At 45.7% G+C, this 25903-nt stretch carries 27 protein-coding genes; 15 read left to right on the top strand and 12 right to left on the bottom strand.

Annotated features, from left to right (window positions below):
* Nucleotides 1-183 precede the first annotated feature (183 nt).
* The 3 genes from MHO32_RS18320 to ompV all read left to right on the top strand — a co-directional run bounded on the left by MHO32_RS18320 (nucleotide 184) and on the right by ompV (nucleotide 1994).
* On the top strand, nucleotides 184-690 hold the full coding sequence (locus MHO32_RS18320) for a GNAT family N-acetyltransferase (protein ID WP_239213346.1): 507 nt from the start codon (nucleotides 184-186) through the stop codon (nucleotides 688-690).
* Nucleotides 691-807: 117 nt separating this feature from the next.
* On the top strand, nucleotides 808-1017 hold the full coding sequence (locus MHO32_RS18315; RefSeq protein WP_005449994.1) for a hypothetical protein: 210 nt from the start codon (nucleotides 808-810) through the stop codon (nucleotides 1015-1017).
* 200 nt (nucleotides 1018-1217) lie between these two features.
* Nucleotides 1218-1994, top strand: a complete 777-nt coding sequence (gene ompV, locus MHO32_RS18310; RefSeq protein WP_009695852.1) for an outer membrane protein OmpV — start codon at nucleotides 1218-1220, stop codon at nucleotides 1992-1994.
* A 78-nt stretch (nucleotides 1995-2072) separates the two neighbouring features.
* Here the strand turns inward: ompV and MHO32_RS18305 are convergent, their stop codons facing one another.
* From MHO32_RS18305 to MHO32_RS18285, 5 genes are all read right to left on the bottom strand, one after another.
* Nucleotides 2073-3311 carry a DEAD/DEAH box helicase gene (locus MHO32_RS18305; RefSeq protein ID WP_239213330.1) on the bottom strand — a complete coding sequence of 413 codons (1239 nt, stop codon included), beginning with the start codon at nucleotides 3309-3311 and terminating at the stop codon, nucleotides 2073-2075.
* Between the two features lie 155 nt (nucleotides 3312-3466).
* Complete coding sequence (locus tag MHO32_RS18300) at nucleotides 3467-4009, bottom strand: peroxiredoxin-like family protein (RefSeq protein WP_005449990.1); 543 nt, start codon at nucleotides 4007-4009, stop codon at nucleotides 3467-3469.
* 236 nt (nucleotides 4010-4245) lie between these two features.
* Nucleotides 4246-4806, bottom strand: a complete 561-nt coding sequence (sigZ, locus tag MHO32_RS18295) for an RNA polymerase sigma factor SigZ (RefSeq protein WP_050907672.1) — start codon at nucleotides 4804-4806, stop codon at nucleotides 4246-4248.
* A gap of 167 nt (nucleotides 4807-4973) precedes the next feature.
* Nucleotides 4974-6149, bottom strand: coding sequence for a MalY/PatB family protein (locus MHO32_RS18290; protein WP_239213328.1), 1176 nt, complete (start codon nucleotides 6147-6149; stop codon nucleotides 4974-4976).
* A gap of 159 nt (nucleotides 6150-6308) precedes the next feature.
* Nucleotides 6309-6653 carry a hypothetical protein gene (locus MHO32_RS18285; RefSeq protein ID WP_005449978.1) on the bottom strand — a complete coding sequence of 115 codons (345 nt, stop codon included), beginning with the start codon at nucleotides 6651-6653 and terminating at the stop codon, nucleotides 6309-6311.
* A 163-nt stretch (nucleotides 6654-6816) separates the two neighbouring features.
* Here MHO32_RS18285 and MHO32_RS18280 point away from each other — a divergent pair, with 163 nt between their 5' ends.
* Together MHO32_RS18280 and MHO32_RS18275 are read left to right on the top strand one after the other, a co-directional pair.
* Complete coding sequence (locus MHO32_RS18280) at nucleotides 6817-7344, top strand: DUF2975 domain-containing protein (RefSeq protein WP_005449975.1); 528 nt, start codon at nucleotides 6817-6819, stop codon at nucleotides 7342-7344.
* An 11-nt stretch (nucleotides 7345-7355) separates the two neighbouring features.
* Nucleotides 7356-7571, top strand: a complete 216-nt coding sequence (locus tag MHO32_RS18275; protein WP_005429033.1) for a helix-turn-helix domain-containing protein — start codon at nucleotides 7356-7358, stop codon at nucleotides 7569-7571.
* Between the two features lie 109 nt (nucleotides 7572-7680).
* Here MHO32_RS18275 and uxuA read toward each other — a convergent pair whose 3' ends face one another.
* The 3 genes from uxuA to MHO32_RS18260 form a co-directional block, all read right to left on the bottom strand.
* On the bottom strand, nucleotides 7681-8868 hold the full coding sequence (gene uxuA / locus MHO32_RS18270) for a mannonate dehydratase (protein ID WP_005449973.1): 1188 nt from the start codon (nucleotides 8866-8868) through the stop codon (nucleotides 7681-7683).
* Nucleotides 8869-8997: 129 nt separating this feature from the next.
* Nucleotides 8998-9789, bottom strand: coding sequence for an FCD domain-containing protein (locus tag MHO32_RS18265; RefSeq protein WP_005449971.1), 792 nt, complete (start codon nucleotides 9787-9789; stop codon nucleotides 8998-9000).
* Nucleotides 9790-9896: 107 nt separating this feature from the next.
* Nucleotides 9897-10880 (bottom strand): TRAP transporter substrate-binding protein, encoded by a 984-nt coding sequence (locus MHO32_RS18260; protein ID WP_005449968.1) that lies wholly within the window; start codon nucleotides 10878-10880, stop codon nucleotides 9897-9899.
* Between the two features lie 321 nt (nucleotides 10881-11201).
* Between MHO32_RS18260 and MHO32_RS18255 the strand changes: the two genes are divergently transcribed.
* The 9 genes from MHO32_RS18255 (at nucleotide 11202) to MHO32_RS18215 (ending at nucleotide 21324) form a co-directional block, all read left to right on the top strand.
* Nucleotides 11202-11717 (top strand): TRAP transporter small permease, encoded by a 516-nt coding sequence (locus MHO32_RS18255; protein WP_005449960.1) that lies wholly within the window; start codon nucleotides 11202-11204, stop codon nucleotides 11715-11717.
* Nucleotides 11718-11728: 11 nt separating this feature from the next.
* Nucleotides 11729-13030, top strand: coding sequence for a TRAP transporter large permease (locus tag MHO32_RS18250; RefSeq protein ID WP_005449959.1), 1302 nt, complete (start codon nucleotides 11729-11731; stop codon nucleotides 13028-13030).
* A 95-nt stretch (nucleotides 13031-13125) separates the two neighbouring features.
* Nucleotides 13126-14589 carry a mannitol dehydrogenase family protein gene (locus MHO32_RS18245; RefSeq protein WP_239213326.1) on the top strand — a complete coding sequence of 488 codons (1464 nt, stop codon included), beginning with the start codon at nucleotides 13126-13128 and terminating at the stop codon, nucleotides 14587-14589.
* Nucleotides 14590-14601: 12 nt separating this feature from the next.
* On the top strand, nucleotides 14602-16014 hold the full coding sequence (uxaC, locus tag MHO32_RS18240) for a glucuronate isomerase (RefSeq protein WP_208444783.1): 1413 nt from the start codon (nucleotides 14602-14604) through the stop codon (nucleotides 16012-16014).
* A gap of 3 nt (nucleotides 16015-16017) precedes the next feature.
* Nucleotides 16018-16995, top strand: a complete 978-nt coding sequence (locus tag MHO32_RS18235) for a sugar kinase (RefSeq protein ID WP_047514685.1) — start codon at nucleotides 16018-16020, stop codon at nucleotides 16993-16995.
* Between the two features lie 9 nt (nucleotides 16996-17004).
* Entirely contained in the window at nucleotides 17005-17634 is a 630-nt protein-coding gene (locus MHO32_RS18230; protein WP_239213324.1) for a bifunctional 4-hydroxy-2-oxoglutarate aldolase/2-dehydro-3-deoxy-phosphogluconate aldolase, read from the top strand.
* A gap of 331 nt (nucleotides 17635-17965) precedes the next feature.
* On the top strand, nucleotides 17966-18490 hold the full coding sequence (locus MHO32_RS18225; protein WP_239213322.1) for a YgjV family protein: 525 nt from the start codon (nucleotides 17966-17968) through the stop codon (nucleotides 18488-18490).
* A 319-nt stretch (nucleotides 18491-18809) separates the two neighbouring features.
* On the top strand, nucleotides 18810-20861 hold the full coding sequence (locus tag MHO32_RS18220; RefSeq protein ID WP_239213320.1) for a glycoside hydrolase family 3 protein: 2052 nt from the start codon (nucleotides 18810-18812) through the stop codon (nucleotides 20859-20861).
* Between the two features lie 67 nt (nucleotides 20862-20928).
* Nucleotides 20929-21324, top strand: coding sequence for a hypothetical protein (locus tag MHO32_RS18215; RefSeq protein WP_005429015.1), 396 nt, complete (start codon nucleotides 20929-20931; stop codon nucleotides 21322-21324).
* 55 nt (nucleotides 21325-21379) lie between these two features.
* Here the strand turns inward: MHO32_RS18215 and MHO32_RS18210 are convergent, their stop codons facing one another.
* The 4 genes from MHO32_RS18210 to MHO32_RS18195 all read right to left on the bottom strand — a co-directional run bounded on the left by MHO32_RS18210 (nucleotide 21380) and on the right by MHO32_RS18195 (nucleotide 24943).
* Nucleotides 21380-22009: a putative adhesin gene (locus MHO32_RS18210; RefSeq protein ID WP_005449940.1), complete on the bottom strand. Its 630-nt coding sequence runs from the start codon at nucleotides 22007-22009 to the stop codon at nucleotides 21380-21382.
* A 649-nt stretch (nucleotides 22010-22658) separates the two neighbouring features.
* Nucleotides 22659-22976 (bottom strand): DUF202 domain-containing protein, encoded by a 318-nt coding sequence (locus MHO32_RS18205; protein WP_049535243.1) that lies wholly within the window; start codon nucleotides 22974-22976, stop codon nucleotides 22659-22661.
* Nucleotides 22960-23316, bottom strand: coding sequence for a YidH family protein (locus MHO32_RS18200; RefSeq protein WP_005449936.1), 357 nt, complete (start codon nucleotides 23314-23316; stop codon nucleotides 22960-22962). Before MHO32_RS18200 ends, MHO32_RS18205 begins: the two co-directional genes overlap by 17 nt.
* Before the next feature lie 55 nt (nucleotides 23317-23371).
* Entirely contained in the window at nucleotides 23372-24943 is a 1572-nt protein-coding gene (locus MHO32_RS18195; RefSeq protein WP_230674918.1) for a sulfatase-like hydrolase/transferase, read from the bottom strand.
* Nucleotides 24944-25079: 136 nt separating this feature from the next.
* On the opposite strand from MHO32_RS18195, the gene MHO32_RS18190 reads away from it, so the two are divergent.
* Nucleotides 25080-25892, top strand: a complete 813-nt coding sequence (locus MHO32_RS18190; RefSeq protein WP_005449931.1) for an AraC family transcriptional regulator — start codon at nucleotides 25080-25082, stop codon at nucleotides 25890-25892.
* The last annotated feature ends 11 nt before the right edge of the window (nucleotides 25893-25903 follow it).

Below are 25903 nucleotides of genomic sequence, written 5' to 3'. Positions count from 1 at the left end.
CGAGAGAACAAAGCGTATCCCTTCCGATATCCGCCCCACAACCAATTCAGTGGGGCTTTTGCTTTTTAGCCGTTCAAAACAGCAAATCTGTATTTAAGCTGGAACTTAGCAATTAACAAAGGTTAATGAATCACGCACAAATACTCTTTATGTTGTACCCAAAATAATACAAGGGGAAGCATGATGCTCGAATGGAGAATTAAGAAATTCGCAGATCTGTCTGTTCAAGAGCTTTACGATTTTTTGCAGCAAAGAGTCAATATTTTCATCGTAGACATGAACACGCCATACAGCGATTTGGATGGTAAGGATAACCATCCCGACACCTACCATGTGATGGGATATGATAACGAACGTCTGGTGGCTTATAGTCGTATTATGCCTCCGAAACTCGGATACCCCGTTGACGTTTTACCCTTGCTGAACTCTGATGCCAATGACGTGTGTATCGGTCGCGTTATCGTCGCAGAAGATTACAGAGGGAAAAACATCGGCAACCAATTGATGCAAGTGAGCTTCGATGCCACAAGGAAGATCTACCCGAACGACAGCATTTTTATATCCGCACAAGCGCACTTGAAAGGTTACTACGGCAAATTCGGCTTCGATGTTGTCACCGATAGCTACTTGGAAGACGGGTGCACTATGTTGGGTCTTAGATACATTCCGAAAGTTATCTGCTCAGCATAAAACCATTCATCATTCTATACGTTCACTTATAACGCTATTAGGCGTTTTATCTCAAAACCAAAACCGTCATCACTTTGCTCTGTATCGTGTATTGAAACAAAGCAAAGGAGAAAGGCAATGAGCGGACAGTTAGTAAGATTGGTTTTAAGATGGATGCATATATTGTGTGCGCTGTTGGTGGGTGCAGCGCTTTATTCACCGCTGAAGGCAAATGAAATGTTCATGACGTTAACGTTATTTGTACTTGTTCCCGTCGTTGCTATCACAGGCGTTATGATGTGGAAGCAAGGGAAAGTCATGAAGTACCTTCACCGCAAACCCAGTTAAACCATCTCAACGGCGATAGAGATCATCTATACCAATGTCTCAACCATGCCTTCACAGCGGGCATGGTTCTACTTCTTAGCGTTTTTTAAGCGAAACCATACATTTCTTAAAGTCATCATTACACTTCCATACGCTCTGCTGATAGAGGGTTACAATTTTATTTTGTACAGTGTTCAAAACCAAACAACTGGGACAGAACAATGAACAAAACAATTATTGCATTATTAACGTTGACGGCTGCAGGCACGGCAACAGCGGGTGATACTTACATTCGTAACGGTAACATCTACAACAACGAAGGTGGCTGGATGGTCGAAGCTGGCGTAGTACAAGCGAGCGATCTTTTCAAAGACCAAAAACACAACACTGCACCAGTTCTAAACGGTGGCTACCATGGTGAAGACTTCAACGCTGATTTAGGCGGTATTAACTACCGTTTCCTAGGTGACAACGATGAACTACTTAACATGAGTGCTTACGTGGTAGGTAGCGGTGTACCTCGTGATAGCGATGTAGCGAAAAGCCTAAAAGGTACGAAACGACGTGATATCGCGATCGATCTAGGTTTGAACGCAGACTTCAGACTTGATCCAAACAACGTGATCTCAACTTACCTACAACATGATGTATCAGGTGCTTACAAAGGCTTCCAAGGTGGTGCTACTTACTTCCATATCATGAATATCGGTAATGTTGATTTCGTACCATTTGCGAGCGTGTCTTACCAAAGCAAAGATTACGTTGATTACTACTTCGGTGTAACAGACAAAGAAGCACGTGCAAACCGCAAAGCATACAAAGGCGATGCAACCGTAAACTACGGTTTAGGTTACAAACTGGTAGTGCCAATCACTGAGCACTGGCAAATCAGCCAAGTATCACAATACACTCGTCTAGGTAGTGGCATCAGCGATTCTTCTATCGTAGACAGTGCAAACCAATGGGCAGTAGGCGCGACAGTTTCTTACAACTTCTAAGCACTACCCTTATTTAGACACACACTCCATTTAATTAAAAAGCCATCATTACGATGGCTTTTTTTTATTTGGTTTTGCTCATTTAGCTTTAGGCGCTTGACGTTTCGGCTTACCTTGAAACTGCTTAATGCTCTTTTTGGCATTGGTTCGGCGATTGGCTTTTTTATCACGTGGGGCGCGCTTGCTTTCGCCTGTTGATGGCTTATCCGTTACAGGGAAACCTTCAAGGTCTTGCGTTGGCAATTCACGTTGCGTCAAGTTACGGATCGCTGTAAGCGCTTCACTTTCTCCATGGCAGACCAGCGACATTGCAACACCTTGCTCGCCCGCACGGGCTGTGCGCCCAACTCGGTGAACGTAAGTCTCAGCGTGCATTGGCAACTCAAAGTTAATCACTACTGGTAGTTGCTCGATGTGAATACCGCGAGCTAATAGATCGGTAGCGATCAACACCTGTGTTTGCCCGGACTTAAACTGCGCCAGCGCTTCTTCTCGCTCTGCTTGGCTCTTATTACCGTGCAGCGCATTGGTTGTAATTCCAGCTTTGTTCAATTTCTTCGCCAAACCATCAGCGTTCTCTTTCGCGCCAATAAATACCAATACCTGCGCCCATGAATTTTGCTTGATCAGTTCAACCAACGCTTTGGTTTTGCTGCCTTTGTTGACGAGATACAGCGTTTCGGCAATATCTCGATTGGTGCTGTTTTCTTGATGCGCTGCTACCTGTTTTGGTGCGTGCATGAGTTGCTTGGCTTTGCCCTTCAACTCATCAGAAAACGTTGCTGAGAACATCGCGGTTTGACGCTGGTTTGAAATCTGTCCTGCAATATTTTGCACGTCTGGCCAAAAGCCCATATCCAGCAAACGATCCGCTTCATCCAACACTAGATAATGGATATTACTCAGGACCAAACCGTTGTTGACCAGATCAACTAAACGACCGGTTGTCGCCACAAGAATGTGGGGATTTGACGCAAGTGCTTGTAGTTGCTGCTCTTTATCAACACCACCACACAAACACACTGCGTTGAGACCAATAGATTGACCAACTTGGTTAATCGCCTCGCTCACTTGTATCGCCAGTTCACGTGTAGGTACTAGAATCAGCGCTTTTTGCTCTGGATTTACACTTAGCTTTTCCAACAAAGGCAAACCATACGCAAGGGTTTTACCACTGCCTGTATTTGCCAATGCCAACACATCTTTACCACTGAGTAGCTCAGGAATAGCCAAAGCCTGAATATCAGTTGGCTTCTTAAAGTCTTTTGGCAGTGCGTGAATCAGCTCAGAACTCAAAGAGAGAGTAGAAAATGGCATTAGCTTAACCTTGTGCTTTTGATTGAAGAGGCAGTAAAAGATGCGGTAAATCGCAGGCGCGGACTTTACCACAATCTAAGAGACGAACAATCCAATTTTAGAAGAGGAAGTCTGCGAACGTTGTTGGTTTTTAATGCCTCAAACCAAAACAGTGATTAGATTGCCGCTTGGTAGGTACCACGAATAGGGTAATCATTTTCTGGGTTACGGATAAACGCCAACCCTGAGAGCAAGACTTCTAGGTCAGGTCGAGCGAATGGACCGTTGGAAATATCGACTAACTGAACTTGTCCTTTACTGTTCACCACAAACAAACCTGGCTCTGCAAAGAGATGGTCTGTCTCTTTTTCTGAGCGAGGCTCCGAGATATACAAACCTAGCGTTTGCATCTGCTCTACTGTCAGACCATAAGCCACTGGGAACGTGACGGTCAGTTGCTCCTTATGCTGCTCTAGCTGTGCTTGGCTATCTGCGGACACCGCTACGATATCCATCCCGAGTTGTAAGAATCGCGCTTTTAGTGTCTCTAGTTGGTTGAGATAGCGAGTACACAAAGGGCAATGTTTGCCACGATAAACCACCACTAAACGCCAATCGACATTCTCTGAAGGCTTACCTAGCACGATTGTATCGCCATTTAACGTTGGTAGAGTGATAGAGGGAAACAAATCACCTGCGGTAAATTTCGTCGTTGTCATTATTCAGTCCTATTTACTTCACATTGTTCACGGTAAAGCGGGCGCGACACAGGTTGGAGTGGAGGGCATTTCTGCCCTCACATGTCGCGCCCTAATCAAGAGACCGGAGTTATCATCGAATGTATTCGTTACATTTGTCAGAATTAATACGTTCAATAACCACAACTTTTAAAAAATGTGAACGCAGAACCAAAACTCTGCGCTTTTACATTGTAAATCGAGCGGATATTTTAGCTTTATGCCACTTCAGAACTATACATTTGAGCCATGTGAAGGCACTGCGGTTCTGGTGAGAAATCAACGATACCTCCTCGCCCGGCTTCAACATTGCAGTACTCAACTAACAAGGCTTTGAGCTTAACTCGACCGCGCTGAATTCGGCTTTTCGTCGCAGAAAGCGAAAGCCCCAACTTATCCGCTACCGTTTGTTGAGGCAAACCATCGAGTTCAGACAAAATCATGGCTTGGCGATATTTCTCTGGTAGGCACTCAAACATTGGGCGCAAACAATGCCCCATGGTTTGTAGATTCTCCAGCTCTATCGGCATTTCCTCTTCAATCTGATTGTCTATCAGCTCTTCATAACTTTGCTGCGTACGATAGTGATCCATGATCGCGTTGTGCGTGATGCGATATAACCAACTTTTAATTTTGCTTCGCGCTTCTAACTGGTCGATCTTTTGACTCGCCTTGATGTACACCTCTTGCAAAATGTCATCGGCTAAATCTGGATCACTGGTCTGTTTGACAATGTAGTTTTTGAGCTGCTCTTTGTGCGTCAACCACTCTGCTAACATACGACGGTCTCTATACATAAAAAGATAATTCGATATCAATCGAAATATAAACCGTATGGCAAGTATGACATAGACCGCTAAGACTCAGACTCAACCGCGCCATCTGCTAGCGCTTTGATACCTTTAGTGATGGTTTGTGTCATCGTTTTATTCTCCTACCACTTCACTTATTTACGTTTATCGACAGCGGCTTTAAGCAACTCAAACGAGGTTTGAATTTGCTCTAAAGAACAAGCGAAGTTCATGCGGTAGTAGTTTTCATTGGGTTCACTAAACCAAGTACCTGGCGTTAGCGCCATTTTGGCTTCTTCTGTCAGCAAGGTTTTTAACTGAGAAGATTCCAATTCTAAACCAGAAAAATCCAACCAAATTTGATTGGTTCCTTGTGGCAGGAATGCTTTCACCTGTGGCAAGTTGTGTTCAATAAACTCAATAATCCAGTTACGATTGTTTTGCGTGTAGGCATAAAAACCTTCAAACCACTCTTTACCTTGTTGGTAAGCCGCAATCGTCGCGTAAGTGGTAAACGCATTGCCATGATCGATAGACAGTGAAGCTGACGTCGCTTTGATTTTCTCGAAAAGTGCTTGGTTATCGCTGTAAATATAACCGTTAGAGATGCTGTTCAAACCAAAATTTTTCGCCGGCGAGCCAATGATCGTCAGGCTGTTTTCATAACCTAATGAAGTCATACTGGTAAAGGTGGAACCTTCAAACACAATGTCGGCATGCACTTCATCGCTGATGATCATCACCTTGTATTTCTCAGCTAACGCCACCATGCGCTCTAGTTCTGCTTTCGTCCAAACACGCCCCACTGGGTTATGAGGGTTGCACAGCAAAATCATTTGCACTTCACCACTTTTCAACTGATTTTCAAGTAGCTCAAAGTCCATCACGTAGTAGTCGTTTTCAATTTTCATTGTGTTGCCCACAACAGTACGACCCGCAGATTCAATTAAACGTCGGAATTGATGATAAACCGGTGTCTGGATCAGAACGCCCTCACCTTCTTTGGTGAACTCGCGAATCAGTAGCGCAATCGCACTCAGTACGCCCGGCACTTGAACAAAGTTATCAGTGCTAAGCTCAAGACCATGCAAATCCTTATTCCAATCAGCAATGGACTGAAAGACCGTCTTGCTATCAAACTCGTATGAGAAGGTTTCACGGCTGACAAGTTGCTGCATCGCTTGCAAAATAGGTGATGCAATAGGAAAGTCCATATCCGCAATCCAATACGGTACGACTTGGTCTGTTCCGTACACTTGGTTGAGCATTTGGCTATCGTGCTTGATGAATTTATCTTTAATGTCTGAACGCGTTGGTTGCGGCTTGAACATGGAATTCTCCGGTCAAAATAGTTGTGTCTAATAAGACGACATCGCAAAGAAAAAGACGCAGATTATTTGCAACTCTTCATTATAAAAGTGACTTTCGATCACTTTTTACGCTAAGAATCATAGTGTTAAAGAGCAAAAATTCACAATAAATAACTGTGGTTAATCAAAATCCCATGAGAAGCCAACACTAACATCGCCATCGTCATTCGACTGCATGCGGGTTTTAATGTTGCTGTTTGGAAAATGCGTGATGTAGCACTCGACGTTTTTCTTTTTGTTCGCATCGGCAAGAGATGTGAATTGCTCTTCTGTCCCTCGCGTACATTTATCATCGGTAAACGCGTCATGTTTTGGCGTTGTATCCAGCGCATATGGAGAACTCTCCCATGTATTGCTCTCTTCGAGATTGTAGTCTTTGGCCAAATCATCCAAAAAAATACCCTCAGCTAAGCTAGGAGCAGATACCGTTAGCAACGTCGTTGTAAAAAAAATCGCCTTATTCATTCCCCATACCTTTATTCATCAATTTTATAAATCCACTTGGCAACATTAAATACTTGCATTAAGAAAAGCAATAAAAAATTATCGTAAAACGATAAGTTTTTATTGCGATATTATTTTTAACTGATTAGGATGAGCGAAAATTAAATCTGATATGAGGTTTGTCATGTCTCAACATTCCATAAGCAACTTTAGTCGTAAGCTACTTATCCTATTTTGGTTTTCTATGATCTTCACGGTTGTGCTCAATACCGTCTTTTGGTTTGGGGCAACTATGTTTGATGCGGAGTGGTTTCACGCCACCTTTCCTATTGAAGTGGCGCTCCCTCTTTCCGTTACGCGTTCTATAATTGGCTACTTCCCAAGCATGATCTCAACACTACTGACAGTGGCCTTACTGTGGCAGCTCATCGTCCTTTTCCGTTTGTATGAGAAAGGGCAGATTTTTGAACGCCAAAATACGGAGTGTTTCAAGAAACTCAGCTACTTACTGATCGCAACACCGTTTATTGAAGTCACGATGGACGTGCTTCTTAGCTTGGCTTTGTCGTACAATGACGGGAATTGGAATGTGTCAGCGGAAGTAGACGACAGCGACATTACTATGATGGTCATCGGTTTTATTGTCCGAGTCATCGCTGTAGTGATGGATAGAGCAGTCGAGCTACAAGAAGAAAGTGAGCTGACAATTTAAGTGAATGGTATATGGCGATTGTAATCAACTTGGATGTAATGCTGGCAAAACGGAAGATGCGCTCTAATGAACTAGCGAAGCTCATTGGTATTACTGAACAAAACTTATCGGTACTCAAAAATGGTCGTGCTAAGGCGGTTAAGTTAGCCACTTTGGAAGCCATATGTACGCATTTAAATTGCCAACCAGGTGATATTTTAGAGTTTGTGCCGGATGACGACGATTAACACCCTTCATCCCTAATCAGCTTAAATAAAAACCGAAGCATTACGCTTCGGTTTTTTGCTTTTATTAATATGGTTTGATGACACTCTCTGGTGTGCTTAATAAATTCAATTACTTAGTGTAGAAAGCGCGTTTTAGTGCCATCTCTAGACCACGCACTTCCGCAAGACCTTTCAAGCGACCGATGGCTGAGTAGCCTGGGTTGGTCTTCTTCTTCAAATCATCCAGCATTTGGTGACCATGGTCAGGACGCATAGGAATTAAACGGTGATCGCCCACTTCTGCGCGGCGTTGTTCTTCATCCAAAATTGCCATCACCACATTGTACATATCCACATCGCCATCAAGGTGCGCCGCTTCGTGGAATGTCATCGGGTTGCTTTCTTCACGTTTGGTTGAACGCAAGTGAGTGAAGTAAACACGGTCACCGTGCTTTTTAATCATTTTCACTAGGTCGTTGTCACCACGAACACCGTAAGAGCCGGTACACATGGTTAAACCATTCATTTTGCTTGGTACTTTTTCAGTCAACCAATCAATATCTTCGATGGTTGACACAATGCGTGGCAGGCCAAGAATTGGGCGCGGTGGATCGTCTGGGTGTACCGCCAACTTCAAACCATGCGCTTCACACACTGGCATGAGTTCTGCCAAGAAGTGCGCCATGTGCTCACGGAGTTTGTCTTTGCTGATGCCCGAGTAACGGTCCAATTGTGCTTGGAACTCTTCTAGTGTGTAACCTTCTTCTGCGCCCGGCAAACCAGCAATGATGTTGCTTGTCAGTTGTTGAATTTGATCCGCCGTCATGTTGTTGAAGTATTCAAGGGCTTGCGCTTGCTCAGCTTCGGTATAATCCGCTTCTGCGCCCGGACGCTTAAGAATATGCAGTTCAAATGCCGCAAATGCGATTTGGTCAAAGCGTAGCGCTTTAGAGCCATCCGGCATTTCAAATTCAAGGTCAGTACGTGTCCAGTCGAGTACTGGCATAAAGTTGTAGCAGACCGTATCTACGCCGCACTCAGCAAGATTACGCAGCGTTTGTTTGTAGTTGTCGATCCATTGTTGGAAGTTGCCCGTCTGAGTTTTGATTTCTTCGTGAACAGGAACACTTTCAACCACCGACCACGTTAAGCCTTTCTCTTCGATGATGGCTTTACGTTTTAAAATCTCTTCTTTAGACCACACTTCACCATTTGGAATGTGATGCAAGGCATTCACAATGCCTGTTGCGCCTGCTTGACGAATATCGTCTAGCGACACAGGGTCATTCGGACCGTACCAACGCCAAGTTTGTTCCATGACACTCACCTTTTTTAAGACGCACTCAGCCCGCTCGAATTTATCAAGCTAAGTGCACAACGACTTCTTAATATGCAGCCACGATAATGCAGCTGCGCTGACTAGAGCCGACCGAAGCCGGCAATGTGGTTAACCGTTTTCAGCGCCCTGCAGAACAACAGGATTGGAACTGAATAAGTAACCATCAAAATTCGGGTCATCGATGTCAGACAGCTCCAACAGGCGCTGTTTAACGTTTTCAAGGTGTTGCCACATGGCATTTTTTGCAGCGATTGGATCTTTACGCTGCAATGCGGCAAGGATTTTGGCGTGATCGTCTAACCACTCTTCACGGTAGTCTTGACCAGCAATGTGAGAATGAAGTTTATTCCACATTGGGCTGCTCTCACGTCGCTCCCAAGATTGCTTCAGCATGTCCACCAGCACAGAGTTTTGAGTTGCCTCTGCAATGCACATATGAAACTTCTCATCACCGTTACAATCTGCGGTGCCGCTGGCGAGTTCTTCTCGTTCTAACTCAAGGGCTGCACGCATTTTCACGATGTCGCCTGGCGTTACTTGCATCGCTGCAAATTCCGCAATGTTACTTTCAAGCAACTGGCGAGCTTGGAGCATTTCAAACGGACCGGCATCATCGCTGATCACGTTCTCACGGGAGTTCGGTTGAGATGGAATATTGATAACATACACCCCAGAACCTTTCTTCACTTCGACAAGGTTTTCCAGCTCCAGCATGATGATCGCTTCACGCACTACTGTGCGGCTAACGTCGAGACGTTCTGCGATATCGCGCTCAGGCGGCAGCCTATCTCCGACCACGTAACGGCCATTGATAAGTTCTTGTCTAAGGACTAAACCGATCTCTTGATACGGTCTTTTCGGTTCAAAAGGCATCATGATGATATTATCACTATATTCCATCTAACTTCTCACGCCATCATAACGACCAATAACAATTGGTCAACCTCTATGTACCAGAATGTGGTAACACCTTGTTTTCGATTGTTTATTACTAATTACTTTGTGAATTACTTAACTGCTTTGATCTTCTCAACCAGTTCATTTAATTCAGGATTTGTCTTTTCTAAGTCCGCGTACATTGGTTGAACCGCTTCAACGAATGCCGCTTTATTTGGTTCAACAAAAGTTACGCCCATCTTTTCAGCTTTTGTACGCTCTTTTGCTTCTGACTCAGCCCACAATTTCTTCATGTATTCAGAAGAGTCTGCTGCTGCTTTCATCAGTGCTTTTTGCTGCTCAGGAGTTAGCTTGTCGTACGTTTTAGTCGAAATAACCAATACGTCTGGCACCATGGTGTGCTCGTCTAGGCTGAAGTATTTCGATACCTCACTGTGACGGCTCAAGCTAAATGATGGGATGTTGTTTTCCGCTGCATCCACCACGCCTTGTTGTAATGCAGTGTATAGCTCACCGTATGCCAATGGTGTTGGGTTACCACCTAACGCTTTTACCATCGCAATCGCAGATGGGCTCGGCTGTACACGCACTTTCAGACCTTTTAGATCTTCAGGCGTATTGATTGGCTTGTTGGTGTAAAAGCTACGAGCACCAGCATCGTAGTAAGTCACACCAATAAAGCCGCTGTCTGCTGAAGAATTCAGGATTTCACGACCTACTTCACCGTCGGTCACTTTGTAGTAGTGGTCTTTATCGCGGAACAAGTAAGGCATGTTGAATGCCGCATAAGCTGGGGAGAAAGCTTCCAATTCTGCCGCGTTACTCTTCACCATATCCAGAGCACCGTTTTGCATTAGCTCCATCGATTCACGCTGAGTGCCTAGCTGCGCATCAGGGTAGATACGGATACGAACTTCACCGTCTGTCATTTCACGAACTTCTTTTGCCATAAAGTCCATTGCTTTATGTACTGCATGGTCACGAGGGTGGTTGTGACTTAGCTTCAAAGTGGTCGCAGCATAAGCAGAAGCAGTGGCGCCGAAGGTCATTGCAGCACCTACTACAGCGCTTAAAAGAGTCTTACGCGTCATCATTGTTCTATTCTCCTTGGATTGGTTGTCCAATATGTAGGGTAGTTTTAATTTTTCACGGTATTTCTTGTTTCGAGGTCATTATTGGCGATCGAAAAACCTATCGTCAAAACAAAAAAGCAAATTGATTGACCAAAATCACAATAAGAACCCTTAAATTGGTCAACCAATTCATTTGTGAACCTGCTCACGTGACAACCAAATCGGCTAACTTATAATCCGACCAGAAAGATTAGCGTATGTTACTGCCCTACACAGAAACACATTCTTACATTGGTAAACCAATTGTTATGAGATACGCGTATTTACTGAAAGGAAACTAAAATGAATAAATTGGTCAAATACATAAATAGAGGGTTGGCCGCCTTTACCATCTCTCTGTCGACCTTCCTCGTTTTTTGCGTGGTCTGGCAAGTGCTATCTCGTTACGTTATTGGTAGACCAAGTACCGTGACCGATGAACTTGCTCGTTATCTCTTTATGTGGGTAGCCCTTATTGGTGCCGCATACACTACTGGTCTGAAACGTCACCTTGCTATCGACTTGCTGACAATGAAGCTGCAAGGCAAACGCAAACTCATCAATGAAATCGTCATCCAAATTGCCATTGCCCTGTTCTCTTACGTGGTATTGGTTCACGGCGGTACTCAACTGGCGATGAAAACACTGGCTACGGGTCAGTTAACGCCAGCACTAGGCTTGGAAATGGGCTACATCTACTTCTGCCTTCCAATTAGTGGCGCACTGATGATCTTCTACTCGGCGGTATTTGCTTTTGACCGCATCAAACAATTGACGTCTGGTGAAGCCCTACTCACCGACACCCAACTTGATCAATAGAGGGTTCCACAATGGAATGGCAATTAATTCTTACCCTATTCGGTAGCTTCGCAGTCCTGCTTGCGATTGGTGTACCGGTCTCTTTTGCTATCGGCTTGTCGTCGTTAGCGACCATTTTAATGAGCTTACCATTAGAGCCTGCTATCGCCGTTGTGGCGCAGCGTATGGCGGCAGGTCTCGATAACTTCGCCCTATTGGCAATCCCGTTCTTTATCTTGGCGGGCAACATCATGAACCAAGGCGGTATCGCACTTCGCCTGATTAACTTTGCTAAAGTTTTAGGTGGCCGTCTTCCTGGTTCTCTAGCACACGTAAACGTGATGGCGAACATGATGTTTGGCTCTATTTCTGGCTCAGCGGTTGCGTCTGCTGCAGCGGTTGGCGGTACTATGTCTCCACTGCAAAAGAAAGACGGTTACGATGAAAACTTCTCTGCCGCAGTAAACATTACGTCTTGTCCTTCTGGTTTGTTGATCCCACCAAGTAACACACTGATCGTGTTCTCATTAGTGTCTGGTGGTACGTCTATCGCAGCATTGTTCCTAGCGGGTTACATTCCTGGCATCTTGATGGGTCTGAGCATCATGGTAGTGGCAGGCATTATTGCGAAACGTCGTGGTTACCCAATCGCAGCACGCCCTTCTCTTGCAATGGTTTGGGATACGTTCTTAAAAGCAGCCCCATCTCTGGCACTGATTGTGATCATCATGGGTGGCATTATCGGCGGTATCTTCACCGCAACAGAAGCCTCAGCTATCGCGGTGGTGTACACCTTCGCTCTTGCAGTACTGATTTACCGTGAAGTGAAATGGCGAGACCTTCCTAAGATCATCCTAGAATCTGCAGTCACCACCTCTATCGTATTGCTGTTGGTTGGCGCATCTATGGGTATGTCTTGGGCAATGGCAAACGCTGATATTCCTTACATGATCGCGGACGCTCTACTGGCTATTTCAGATAACCCACTGATGATTCTGCTGATCATCAACATCATTCTGCTGATTGTTGGTATCTTCATGGATATGACACCAGCGGTACTGATCTTTACGCCAATTTTCCTACCAATCGCGCTGGATATGGGCATCGACCCAGTGCACTTCGGCATCATGATGACGTTCAACTTGGCTATCGGTATCTGTACCCCACCAGTAGGTAGCGCGTTGTTCATCGGTTGTTCTGTGGCGAACGTTGCCATCGACAAAGTGATTAAGCCTCTACTTCCATTTTACGTTGCACTGATTGCGGCACTAATGGCAGTGACCTTTATTCCTGAACTAAGCCTGTTCTTGCCTAACCTTGTTCTTGGCTACTAAGCGCTTAGTGACAAGCTCTAGAGTTACGATCTCTAGATTCGAATGATTAAAATAAACCATCCCGCAGGTTCGCCTGCGGGAAAAGGGATACCAAAATGAAGACTATTTCGAATTCCACTCTGAATGACCACGTTCTGCTTCCGGACTACGACCGCTCAACGCTTAAAAGCCGTATTGTTCACCTTGGTTTTGGTGCATTCCACCGAGCGCACCAAGCTCTATTCACCAATGAAATGCTAAGCAAAACAGGCTCGGATTGGGGCATTTGCGAAATCAACCTATTTGGTGGTGAAGAGTTAATTCAATCGCTGCGCGCACAAGACCACCTCTATACAGTGGCAGAAAAAGGCGCAGAATCGACAGAGGTAAAAGTGATTGGATCAGTGACCGAATCACTCCACCCAAGCCTCGACAGCATTCAAGCGGTGTTAGAAAAAATGACAGAGCCACAAGTGGCGATCGTTTCAATGACGATTACCGAGAAAGGCTACTGCGCTGACCCAGCGACGGGCACGCTTGATAAAAACAATCCGCTAGTCATTGCTGACCTTGCCAACCCAACTGAGCCAAAATCAGCATTGGGTTACATCGTGCAAGCACTGAAGATGCGCCGTGAACGCGGTCTGACGCCATTTACCGTGATGTCTTGCGATAACGTGCAAGAGAACGGTCACGTAGCAAAAGCAGCGGTACTTGAGTTCGCTCAACTGCTCGACCCAGAATTGTGTGACTGGATTGAAACCAACGTTACCTTCCCTTGCACCATGGTTGACCGCATTGTGCCAGCAGCAACCGAAGAGACACTGACTGAAATCGCTGAGCTACTTGGCTGTGAAGACCCGTGTGGCATCGCTTGTGAACCTTTCCGCCAATGGGTTATCGAGGATAACTTCGTGGCTGGTCGTCCTGATTGGAACGTGGCTGGCGCAGAATTTGTTGCCGACGTTGTGCCTTACGAAGAAATGAAGCTGCGCATGCTAAATGGTAGCCACTCGTTCCTAGCCTACCTAGGCTACCTTGGCGGTTACGCGCACATCTCTGACACCATGACAGATGAAGGCTACCGTAAAGCGGCATTCGACATGATGATGCAAGCGCAAGCTCCTTCGCTGACCATGCCAGAAGGCACCGATTTAGAAGGCTACGCCAAGCTGCTTATCGAGCGCTTCACTAACCCGAGCTTGAAACACAAAACATGGCAAATCGCGATGGATGGCAGCCAGAAGATCCCACAACGCATGGGCGGCAGCTTACGATTCCATCTTGCTCAAGGCTCTAACTACTCTTGGTTGGCAACAGCAATTGCAGGTTGGATGCGCTACGTATCCGGCGTGGACGAGCAAGGCAACGACATTGATGTTCGCGATCCAATGGCAGAGACACTACGTCAGATTTGCGACCAACACGGCTTGAACGTTTCTGTTGTGCCTGCGTTGCTCGCTGTTGAAGCCATCTTCCCTGCAGAGCTTGGTGAAAACCCACAAGTGATTGATGCGGTGAGCAGTGCTTACCAATCTCTAATCGATAACGGTGCTCGTGCCACTGTCGCTGCGTTGTAATAGGAGTTAACGATGAAGAATTTCTTGTGTGAAGACTTTTTACTCTCAAACGAAACTGCTCGTCGCTTGTACCATGAGCATGCGTTCCACCAGCCAATTTATGATTACCACTGCCACCTAAACCCAGCGGAAGTGGCGCAAAATCGTCAGTTCGATAACTTGGGTCAAATCTGGCTTGAAGGCGATCACTACAAATGGCGTGGCATGCGCTCGGCAGGCATTGAAGAGCGTTTGATTACGGGTGATGCGAGCGATTACGACAAATACATGGCGTGGGCGAAGACGGTTCCTCAAACCTTGGGCAACCCGCTTTACCACTGGACGCACCTAGAACTGCGTCGCCCATTCGGCATTACCAATACGCTGTTTAGCCCAGACACAGCAGACCAAATTTGGCATCAATGTAATGAGCTGCTTGCGACACCTGAGTTCACAGCTCGCGGCATCATGCAGCAAATGAACGTCGTAATGGCGGGCACGACCGATGACCCTATCGATTCACTAGAACACCACAAAGCGATCGCAGAAGACGACACCTTTAACGTTAAAGTACTGCCAAGTTGGCGTCCGGATAAAGCGTTCAAGATTGAATTGGACGTGTTTGCGGATTACATGCACAAACTGGGCGAAGTAGCAGACATTGAAATTCGCCGCTTTGATGATTTATTGAGTGCGCTTGATAAACGTTTGGCACACTTCGATGCACATGGCTGTCGTGCGGCAGACCACGGCATTGAGATCGTCCGTTACGCGCCGATCCCAAGCGAGGCTGATTTAGATGCGTTGCTGGCTCGTCGTTTGAATGGCGAAGTATTGTCAGAGCTTGAATGTGCGCAGTTCTCTACCGCAGTTCAAGTTTGGCTCGGCAAACGCTACGCGCAATTGGGCTGGGTCATGCAGCTTCATATTGGCGCGCAGCGCAACAACAGCACACGCATGTTCCAACTGTTAGGTGCCGACGCTGGATTTGACTCGATTGGCGATCGCCCATTTGCTTTTGAACTGGCACATCTACTGGATGAAATGGACCAAACCAACGAACTGCCTCGTACCATTCTTTACTGTTTGAACCCTCGTGATAACGAAATGATGGCGACCATGATTGGTAACTTCCAAGGTGGCGGCATCGCGGGCAAAGTGCAGTTTGGGTCAGGTTGGTGGTTCAACGACCAGAAAGACGGCATGCAACGCCAAATGGAACAGCTTTCTCAACTTGGTTTACTCAGCCAATTCGTCGGTATGCTAACGGACTCGCGCAGCTTCTTGTCTTACACTCGTCACGAATACTTCCGCCGCATCTTGTGTGACATGGTCGGTCGTTGGGCAGAGAACGGCGAAGTTCCAAATGACCTATCGTTGCTTGGTCCTATGGTCGAAGACATCTGTTTTGGTAACGCAAAACGCTACTTTGAAGAGAGGGCGTAACCAATGAAGCACATCGCCATTATTGGTGAATGTATGATTGAGCTGAATGGCAAACCGTTCGGCTCAATGCATCAAACATTTGGTGGGGATACGCTCAACGCTGCGGTTTATTTGAGCCGCGGCTGCGAAGCCAATAGCAAACCTGATGAAGTTAAAATCTCTTACGTTACGGCGCTTGGCAATGATCCGATCAGTACAGGCATGCTGACTCGCTGGGAAGACGAAGGTATCTCAACAGATTTAGTGCTGCGCGATGAGATTCGCACGCCGGGTTTGTATTTGATTCAGCTTGATGACCAAGGCGAGCGTACGTTTCTATATTGGCGCAATCAATCAGCAGCACGTTACTTACTTCAACATCCTAACTTTGGCCTGGTTAAGCAAGCATTAACTCAAGTGGATGCGGTGTTTCTCAGCGGTATCTCTTTAGCCATCTTGCCAGAAGAAGACCGAATTTCACTGCTCAACTTATTGGTCGAACTTAAAGCCCAAGGTGTTGAAATCGCGTTTGATAGTAACTTCCGCTCAGCACTATGGCCTCAAGACAATAATCAAACCGTCAAAAACGTTTACCAAGCCATGTATCAACTGACGGACGTTGCCTTGGTGACTTTTGATGATGAGCAATTGATCTGGGGTGACGAAACACCAGAGCAAACCATTGAACGCCTTACCTCTCTTGGCGTGGGCAAATGCATCGTCAAGCTCGGCGCAGATGGCTGCTTAGTTCAAGACTCAACAAATCAGGGTTCGAGCGCGGCTTTGGCTCCACAAGCCGTGCCAACCCAACCTGTCGCTCAAGTGGTGGACACCACATCGGCGGGCGACTCATTCAATGGTGGCTTTTTATCAGCATACCTTGCTGGCGCCGATCTCGCGACCTCATGTCAAAGAGGTAACGCACTGGCAGGTGCTGTGATTCAACATCGCGGTGCCATCATTCCCAAAGCATTCACACAACCGGCGCTTGGCGTCGTTTAAGGAACACTCATGTCTAGTATTAAAGAACAATTGAAAGCTCTGAAAGTCATCCCTGTTATCGCCATAGATAAAGCAGAAGACATTATCCCACTGGGTAAAGTACTGGTAGAAAACGGACTACCAGCGGCTGAAATCACCTTCCGTTCAGCAGCGGCTGCAGAAGCGATTCGCCTACTGCGTGAAACCCAGCCAGACATGCTGATTGGTGCAGGTACGGTGCTGAACCGCGAGCAAGCAATTGCAGCAAAAGAAGCAGGCGCAACCTTTATCGTATCGCCTGGCTTTAACCCAAATACCGTTAAGGCGTGCCAAGAAATCGGGATTGATATCGTACCGGGTGTGAACAACCCAAGCACAGTTGAAGCCGCACTGGAAATGGGATTAACCACCTTGAAGTTCTTCCCTGCCGAAGCTTCTGGCGGCATCAACATGGTGAAATCACTGCTTGCGCCATACACAGACATCGAACTGATGCCTACTGGTGGCATTAACCCTGCGAACATCAAAGATTACTTAGCTATCCCACGCGTATTGGCATGTGGTGGTACGTGGATGGTAGACAAGAAACTGATCGAAGCGGGCAACTGGGAAGAGCTTGCACGCCTGACTCGCGAAGCAGTAGCGCTTGTAAATGAGTAATGATTGGTAAGTAATCTCAAGGCTCTTGGGTAACCCCTTAGCGATTTAGATAAAGTGCCCAGCCCTCCCTTTGTGGAGGGCTGATTCATTCAAAGCATGGCTCAATTGATTGGGTTATCGCGGTAAGTAGATTCCTGATCTCGCCTAGGCTCGTCGGAATGACGATATGACAAATATCTCCCTATTCGTCATCCTGAAAAGCGAGGCACGAGCATGATTCAGGATCTACTCACAGACTGAATCAAACTCTAAAAGATTGGCAACTTTGAAAGATGCTCTTGCTTACTCACTTAATGGAAATAACTCAAAGAACAACACTCTAGGGAAATAAATGGAAAACTGGTTAGCACAAGGCATTGGTGGCATCGCGTTTATGGTTGGCGTGATGGCATTCTGGCAGAAAGATGACATGCGCTTTCGCTATCAGATGATGGCGTTTTGCTTCATCATGGGTATTCACTTTACCTTGATGGGTGCAAGCGTCGCCGCCATTGGCGTGATCATTAATGGCATTCGCAGTTTCGCCTCAATCAAAACCCAATCACGCAAAGTGATGTGGTTCTTCATTGCTCTTATGTGGCTGATGACCCTGCCAAACATCACTCACTTTTTTGAGCTACTCACGGTAATCGGCTCATCCGTCGCCACTTGGGCGCTCTTTTCCAAACAAGGTATCACCCTACGCAGCTTAATTTTGTTTAATTCCTTCTGCTGGGTCAGCCACAATATTTGGCTTGGCTCTATCGGTGGTTCATTGGTCGAGAGTACTTTTATCATCACCAATTTACTGACCATATATCGCTTGTATCAATCGAGTAAAAATAATAACCAGACACAAACGTTAAATCAGGGCTAATGTATTTAGCCCTTTTTCTCACCCGGTAATAATTTTGGAGTAAACGATAACAGCCAGAGCGTTACATAGAATTTGGAAGCGACATAACATAAACATAACGCATTGATTTTAAACAATTTAAATACCAAAAAATAAACTACAAAATCAAGATCACATTTAATTTGGTCAACCTATTTTTAATTGTATATTGAGTTAAGTCACCTAAATAAAAAATATGGTGATCCAAATCTTCAGTTTAATTTATTTTGGTTAACCAAAATTACACTAATTACTAATATTGGTCTGGAACAAACAACTATACCAACATTAGGACAGCGACATGAAACGTCTTACCCAACTCACTCCTATCGCAGTGGCGCTTGTTCTCGCAGGGTGTAATTCATCCGACGATGACAACAGCTATATTCAACCAGAAGTCTTCTCTCGCGTACACGACGTACTCAGCGTTGATGGTTATCAATTTAGAGATTCTAATGGCAACGGAACGTTAGAGCCGTTTGAAGATTGGCGTCTCACACCAGAAGAGCGCGCCGCTGATCTTGTTAGCCGAATGACGCTTGAAGAGAAAGCCGGCATGATGCTTATCGACACACTAAATTCCGGTGAAGGCGGTGTAGTGACAAGCAAAGGTCAAGACATGATCACCGATGCTCAGATGACCCGCTTTATCTTCCGTAACAACGTGGTGGAGACCCCAGAAAACGCACCAAACTGTGATAGCGGACGCTCTGGCTGCCAGATTTCACCTAAAGAAGCGGCGACTTTCATGAATAGCGTTCAAGAGCTGAGAGAGAAAACCCGCATGGGTATCCCTGCTCTATTTAAGTCCAATGCACGCAACCACATCGACCCATCCGCAAAAGCGGGTATCAACGTCTCTTCTGGTGCATTCTCGGCTTGGCCAAAAGAAGCTGGACTTGCAGCCACTCGCGATATGGCACTGATTGAAGAGTTTGCGGGCATCATGAATGAAGAATGGTCATCGATTGGTTTGCGCAGTATGTATGGCTACATGATGGACTTGGCGACAGAGCCTCGTTGGTACCGTGTGCATGAGACCTTTACAGAAGACGCAGATCTTGCGGCAGATATCATGCGCTCTTTGATCAACGGTCTACAAGGTGGTGGAGCCATTGACCAAGACAGTATCGCCCTTACGATCAAACACTTCCCTGGGGGAGGTCCTCAAGAAAACGGAGGTGATCCTCACTACGACTTTGGGCAAAACCAAGTCTATCCAAAAGACAACTTTGATTATCACTTGATCCCGTTTATTGCCGCGATTGATGCAGGTGCCTCTTCCATCATGCCTTATTACGGGATACCAGTAGATCAAAAGTGGATGCCAAATGATGTGGGCATGTCCTTCTCTAAAGGCATTGTGACCGATCTGCTGCGTGGTGAGCTGGGCTATACCGGCAACGTCAACTCCGATACAGGTATCATCGGCGACCGAGCATGGGGTGTGGAAGATAAAACCATCGACGAACAAGTTGCGATGGTAATCGAAGCGGGCGTCGACGTTCTCTCTGGCTTTAATGATAAAGACGTCATCGTCAATCTGGTCAACAAAGGACTGATTGACGAAGAGCGCGTCGATCTTTCAGTGACTCGCCTTGTCAAAGAGCAGTTCCAACTTGGATTATTTGAAAACACGTATGTGAACGTCGATAAAGCCCAAGAAATCTTAGGCAACGCCGAACATCAAGAACGTGCAGACTACGCTCAGAAGAAATCCGTGGTTCTGCTGCAAAACACAGACAAGACATTGCCACTCGCCAAACCAAACGCCGACAAAGCAGTTTCGCTCTATGTGATGGGTATGGATGAAACCATCGCTGGCGACGAGCGCTATGGCTTTGATGTGACCTCAGGTGATTATGAAGATGGTGAAGCTCGCCCACCAGTACCAGCAGGCACCGATTACGCCGTTATTCGCGTGCGCGTTTCCAATGAAGGTGCGGACCCTGAGCTTATCTTTGGTGGTGCAAACCCAGATGAACTCGACCTGTTGGCATTTAACCAAATGGCAACCGCAGCATCTTGGAAAATTGAACCAAGTCTGACCGATATCCAAGCCGTCATGAATGAAATTGGCGCAGAGAATACCGTGCTTTCAATTAACTTCCGTCAACCGTTTGTACTGGATGATGCAAGTAACATGAAAAAGTCGGGTGCAATCTTAGCCACCTTCGGTGTATCAGACAGCAACTTAATGGAAGTCCTTTCAGGCAACTTTGCTCCTCAAGGCAAGCTTCCATTTGCACTGGCAAACAGCGCGCAGGCGATTTTGAACCAGCACTCTGACTATCCGGGTTATGACGAAGCAGACACCTTGTACGAATTCGGTCACGGGCTAAGTTACGAATAACCTTTTACCCACCTAACTAGGCGGTGTCTCGGCGCTGCCTTTGTTGGATCTACCTGAGGAATAAACCATGGAACACATACTGCAGTTAGACTGGGTTGACCAAAGCATTCCCCATAAAGTTTGGGTGGAGCAATACTACGATGGATGCCGCATTTGCCTCAAAGTCGTCAAGGATGTTGAGCCAGAAATGCTCTCACTGATTGTGCCGAACATTGATGTGAAAAGCGTTCGTCAGGCATGGCAAGGTAAAGCTATCAACGTTACACCTGCTTATGATGATGGCGTACTTTTCACTCAAACCCGTTCACTGTTCAACCTCCCTCACGGTTGCGTGATTTGGGCAGTCACTCATATCAAGATGCAAAATGGTTTGAAGATGTCCGCAGACAAACTCTGTTTTGTACCTAAACATTCAAAACAGGATTCTCGCTTTCAACAAGAGCATCACGCTGAGGCTTGTTAAACCAAAAAGGTCAGCTCTAAAGCTGACCTTACGTTTATCAAAACCTTGTTTGGCTCTAATCAAAGATCGACTTACCCAAAGGAACAGGGTTTTGCTGCCCAAAATTGGTTCCGTTTTGTAATCCACGACAAAACGAGCAATGGATGGTGCTGTATTTGATGTCATTGTCTTGGAGCAATTTGAGAGCTTCAAATAAGGTTGGTGGAGTGCCGCAGCTACGGTTACGAATGGTCAATACATCCATTTGAACGGTGCCTTTGTGCTGCATCAGAAATTGTTCAACGACCTCATCGTTCAGCTTTAACACGTCACGATAATACGATTCAAGGTCATGCATGCCTTGCGCAATGTAAGCGTAAGTTTCCGCCTCGTCCGCACTTTGATACTTGGTCAGGTCATAATCTTTATCCAGATCAGTGCTGGTAATAATTTGCCTTGGCTTCACATAACCCGAAGCGAGCCTGCGAATATCCATGCTGCCGCCTTGCGTGTATCCATGTTCACAGTAGAACTGGAGATTCTCATTGGCGGCTAATTTGATTGGGCTCTTACTAGAGGTGCGTCCATGGGCACTAATGATCAAATGTTCCGAGGTTGGCTTTCCCTTCTCTTTTGACCATAAGTAAAGGTGATTACCAATACCGTGTTTCTTAAATGTCGCGTTTTTAGGTACCTTCATTGGCATATTATTATCTCCATATTCACTAGTTCAACCAACGGATTGAAGCTTAAGTATAAGCAGCGAAAATAACCCAACTGGTTGGTTCAGAACGAGGATAATTATGTTTGTGATATGGCTTCTAAAAGTCACTGCAAAAATAGAGCGGCATACAGCCAAGCATCAAGTATATAAGCGTAGTTCAAATTGCCTTTTCTCTTTTGAAATCAGAATCCTGGTCAAAAAATGAAAATTTACCTTACGCAGCACTCTGTCAGAGTGCTGTCAGGGCAGCGAATACTCTCTCATCCGCACACAAAACCTTCACATCACGGTCATAATCTAGGGTCTAAAATTACTCTTGTACTCGTGTCTACGGACGAAATTTTCAATCGTTAGTTGTGGGAGGTTGCTATGGAAAAGTACTGTCCAATATGTCAAACAGAGCTCATTGGTCGAAGCCAATATTCTGTGTGTCCGAGAAACAGTATCGGTGAATGCGCTTATGATGGTTATGAGGAACACCACGCCCATTGCTGTCATGATCAACGAAATAGTGCACATGATGCCGAGGCAGTCACACTGGAATAAGTAGCTCAAGAATACCCGTTAAAGAGTGCCACTCAACATCGAGTGGCATTTTTGATTGTTTTCAACATCGAAAGGACAGCAAAGGTTAGATCAATTCAAGCAAATGGAGCCCATAGAAAAACGCCGATAAAACTAAAGAAGTGGCAATCACTTTATGCTTTCCCGCTTTCCAACGGGTTCCTCTAGTCGCGACGCAAAGACCAGATGCATAGACATAACGGCAAGCTAAACAGGCACAAACCAAAGAAACTGCCAATAACCAAGAAATTGAGCCATGCAATATCTTAGCAATCGACAACACGATCAAAGCCGACACAAACAAAGTGCGCAGCCAAGATAAAACCGTTCTTTCAACTTGCAGGCCGGCATCGCTTTTTAATTGGGTCTCATCCAACAAAGACATCGTGATAGATACTGCTCAACAAGAAGGTAATCACCACCACCATTAAGATCGGTATTACTTTAATGGCATGAGAATAAGACAGGTTATTATTTAGCCGCATGGCGATTTCATTCCCTCGCCAATTTGCGTAAGCGAAAATTGAGCAAAGAATAGAAATCGTCAATAAAGATAAGCAAATTAGTGGCTTATACAGGGTATCGTTAAGGCTTGTGGCTAATTGGTCTACGGCAATAGCTGCAGTAAAAAAGCCAAGTGCGGTGCGTACCCAAGCCAAAAAGGTTCGCTCATTGGCAAGTGTAAAACGATAGTCGGGGTCTTCCCCCTGTTTTTTCCAAGACATACTCAAAGCATCAGAGAGAGTGAGTACCTCCTCACTCTCTCACTCATTTAGTTATTTATTGTGGTTTCAGCATTTGCATATCGCCACCAGCCGATGGCAGGTAACGGGCGTTATGCAGACGATATGACGACCAGTAGCCAGACCAACGAGGGTCAGATTGCAACAACTGAGCCGCTTGCAACACAATCGCTTCTTTATGGATTTGATACTCATCCAAGTCGAACAAGTTGGACTGATCATCTTTATCTAAATGATGTAATTCTTCAAAACCCGTGGTTGCGTTATAACCGTAGAAATAAGGTTTACCTTCTAGCATTACCTGAAAACCAAAGCCGTAATTACACCCGACATGTACACCCGTTTGGTAAACCTGCGTTAATGGACGGCGAGCCTTACCTTGCATCACGTTCAGCAAGTTATCTCCTTCCATTTGTGATGGAATTTCAATACCTGCAAATCCGAGGATGGTTGGCGCCACATCAATCGCAGAAACAGTCTCATCGGATTGTTTCAACATGGTTTGCTGAGATTTAGGTGGCTTAATCACCAATGGAATACGGAAGATATCTGGCTGAAAATACGAGCCTTTATCCGCCATCGCCATACGACCATTCATATCACCATGATCAGCAGAGAACACAATTGCAGTTTCATCCCATAGCCCTTCTTCTTTGAGGAAGCGTGTTAAGTGACCGATAGCGTGATCCACCACCTCTACTTGCAATAAATGACAAGCAATATAGTCCTTCGCCACTTCAGCATCATACATGCCCCAATATTGCTGGTAGAGTGCATAAATTGGGTTGCCCTCTTCTTGCATGGTAAAGCTGTCAGGCAAGGTAATGGCGGCTTTGATTTGCTCGTAACGCGCCTCTAAACCACTTGGCACAGAATAAGGCTGATGAGGGTCGAAGAATTCTAATTGAGTGAAAATTGGCTTAGCTGGCGCTTGGATTTTCGATGCTTTTATTTGCTCCACAGCCAACTTCGCCAAGAACACTGAGTAATGCGCATCTAACGGGAAATCGCTGCCATCTTGCTGTTCAATCCAACCGCCAAATGAATTTGCAGGAGACAACTTATCAATCTGTAAACCACGGAGTTCTTTGCGGTATCTTGGTAACTGTACGCCCATATTCGCGAGGTATGCTAGGTAGCGATCATCGTCTTCTACTGGTGGTCCCCAGCGATCCCAAGCATGCACGTTTTCACCAAAGGTGCGAACGAATTTCTCTACACCTACGTGACATTTACCTGAGTGTTTGAGGGAGTAACCGACACGTTTTAGGTAATCTTGGAAAATGATGTCATCGAGTTCGAGATCCACCTTCATTCCTACCGGCGTACGTTCACCGTTTGAAAGATAGGGAGGGTGCATGCCAGTAAAAATAGCGGCCCTTGCCGGGCCGCATAAAGGGCTGGGAGTAAATGCCGAACTAAATGAAGTACCTTCCGTGGCAATGGACTCGATGTTTGGCGTATTGATCACGCCAGAAAGCGGACGTTGGGGGTGATAACAATCCGCAGAAATCATATCGACAGTAATGAACACGATATTGGGCTGTTGTTGGTCGTTTCTATAGAAAGCGCCCTTTCTTTCTTTTGGGTTTAAGAAATCAGAAATCATCTAGGCCTCAAAAATATGCAAAGGTGATAGAGCTCTATTATTCAAGCCTTATCACGGACTACTGATTCCTAAAGTTAGTCGTGATTGGTACTATAAACCATAGTAAAAATCCCTGTTGAATGTAAAAAGCGAAACAATGAAAAATCAGCCGCTCCTTATCGAACAATCTGCAGATTCATGTGGCATTACGCTGCGCTCAATGTGGGATGTACATGCCGACATGAACTACCACATCAAATGGCCAAGAGACCGTATGTTGCCTATGCTTCCGAATGCTATTGTGGCGGTATACACCATCCAAGGCAGTGGATGCATCAAGATGAAGAGCGGAAAAATTCTCACGGTTTCTGCACCAAGTGTGACCTTCATCGACAGTAGAAACATCGATAGTTACTGGACAAATGGAATCGTTTGGAATCTAAACTGGTTCGAGTTTTTGATGCAGGGCGTAACCCCGATTCCTTTTGAAGAGCCTATCGCATTAAAGAACGACGATTACCCAAGCATTCTTTCGGAAGTGAAAGCGCTTATTGCCTCTAAGTCACCGATAAAACTCAATGCCGCAGTCGCAGGCTTTGGGTTTGTTTTCTATAAATGGCTCACCTTAATTGACCAATCGAAATCTATGACCAGTCAAGAAAAAACGGTCCATGAAATCGTGGCAAAAATGAGTGAAAATATCGGTGAGAATATTGCGATAAAGCAGTTTGCGCAGGAAGCAGGCTATACAGAACAGTACTTAAGAAAACTCTTCCTAAAATACCTCAACGTGACCCCAAAGCAGTACTACCTGAAGCTGAAACTCGACGCGAGCATGATGATGCTCAAACGCTCCGGAACCAATGTAAAACGCGTCGCTTTCGAACTCGGCTTCAACGACAGTTTCCATTTCAGTCGCGCGTTTAAAAAACAGTTTGGTGTTTGCCCATCAAAAGCAAACGAAGTCTGATGGGCAAAGGT

This window comes from Vibrio sp. MMH1-50 (assembly GCF_022347645.1).
GTDB classification, from domain to species: Bacteria; Pseudomonadota; Gammaproteobacteria; order Enterobacterales; family Vibrionaceae; genus Vibrio; species Vibrio harveyi.
This window is presented reverse-complemented; position numbering and strand designations above follow the sequence as displayed.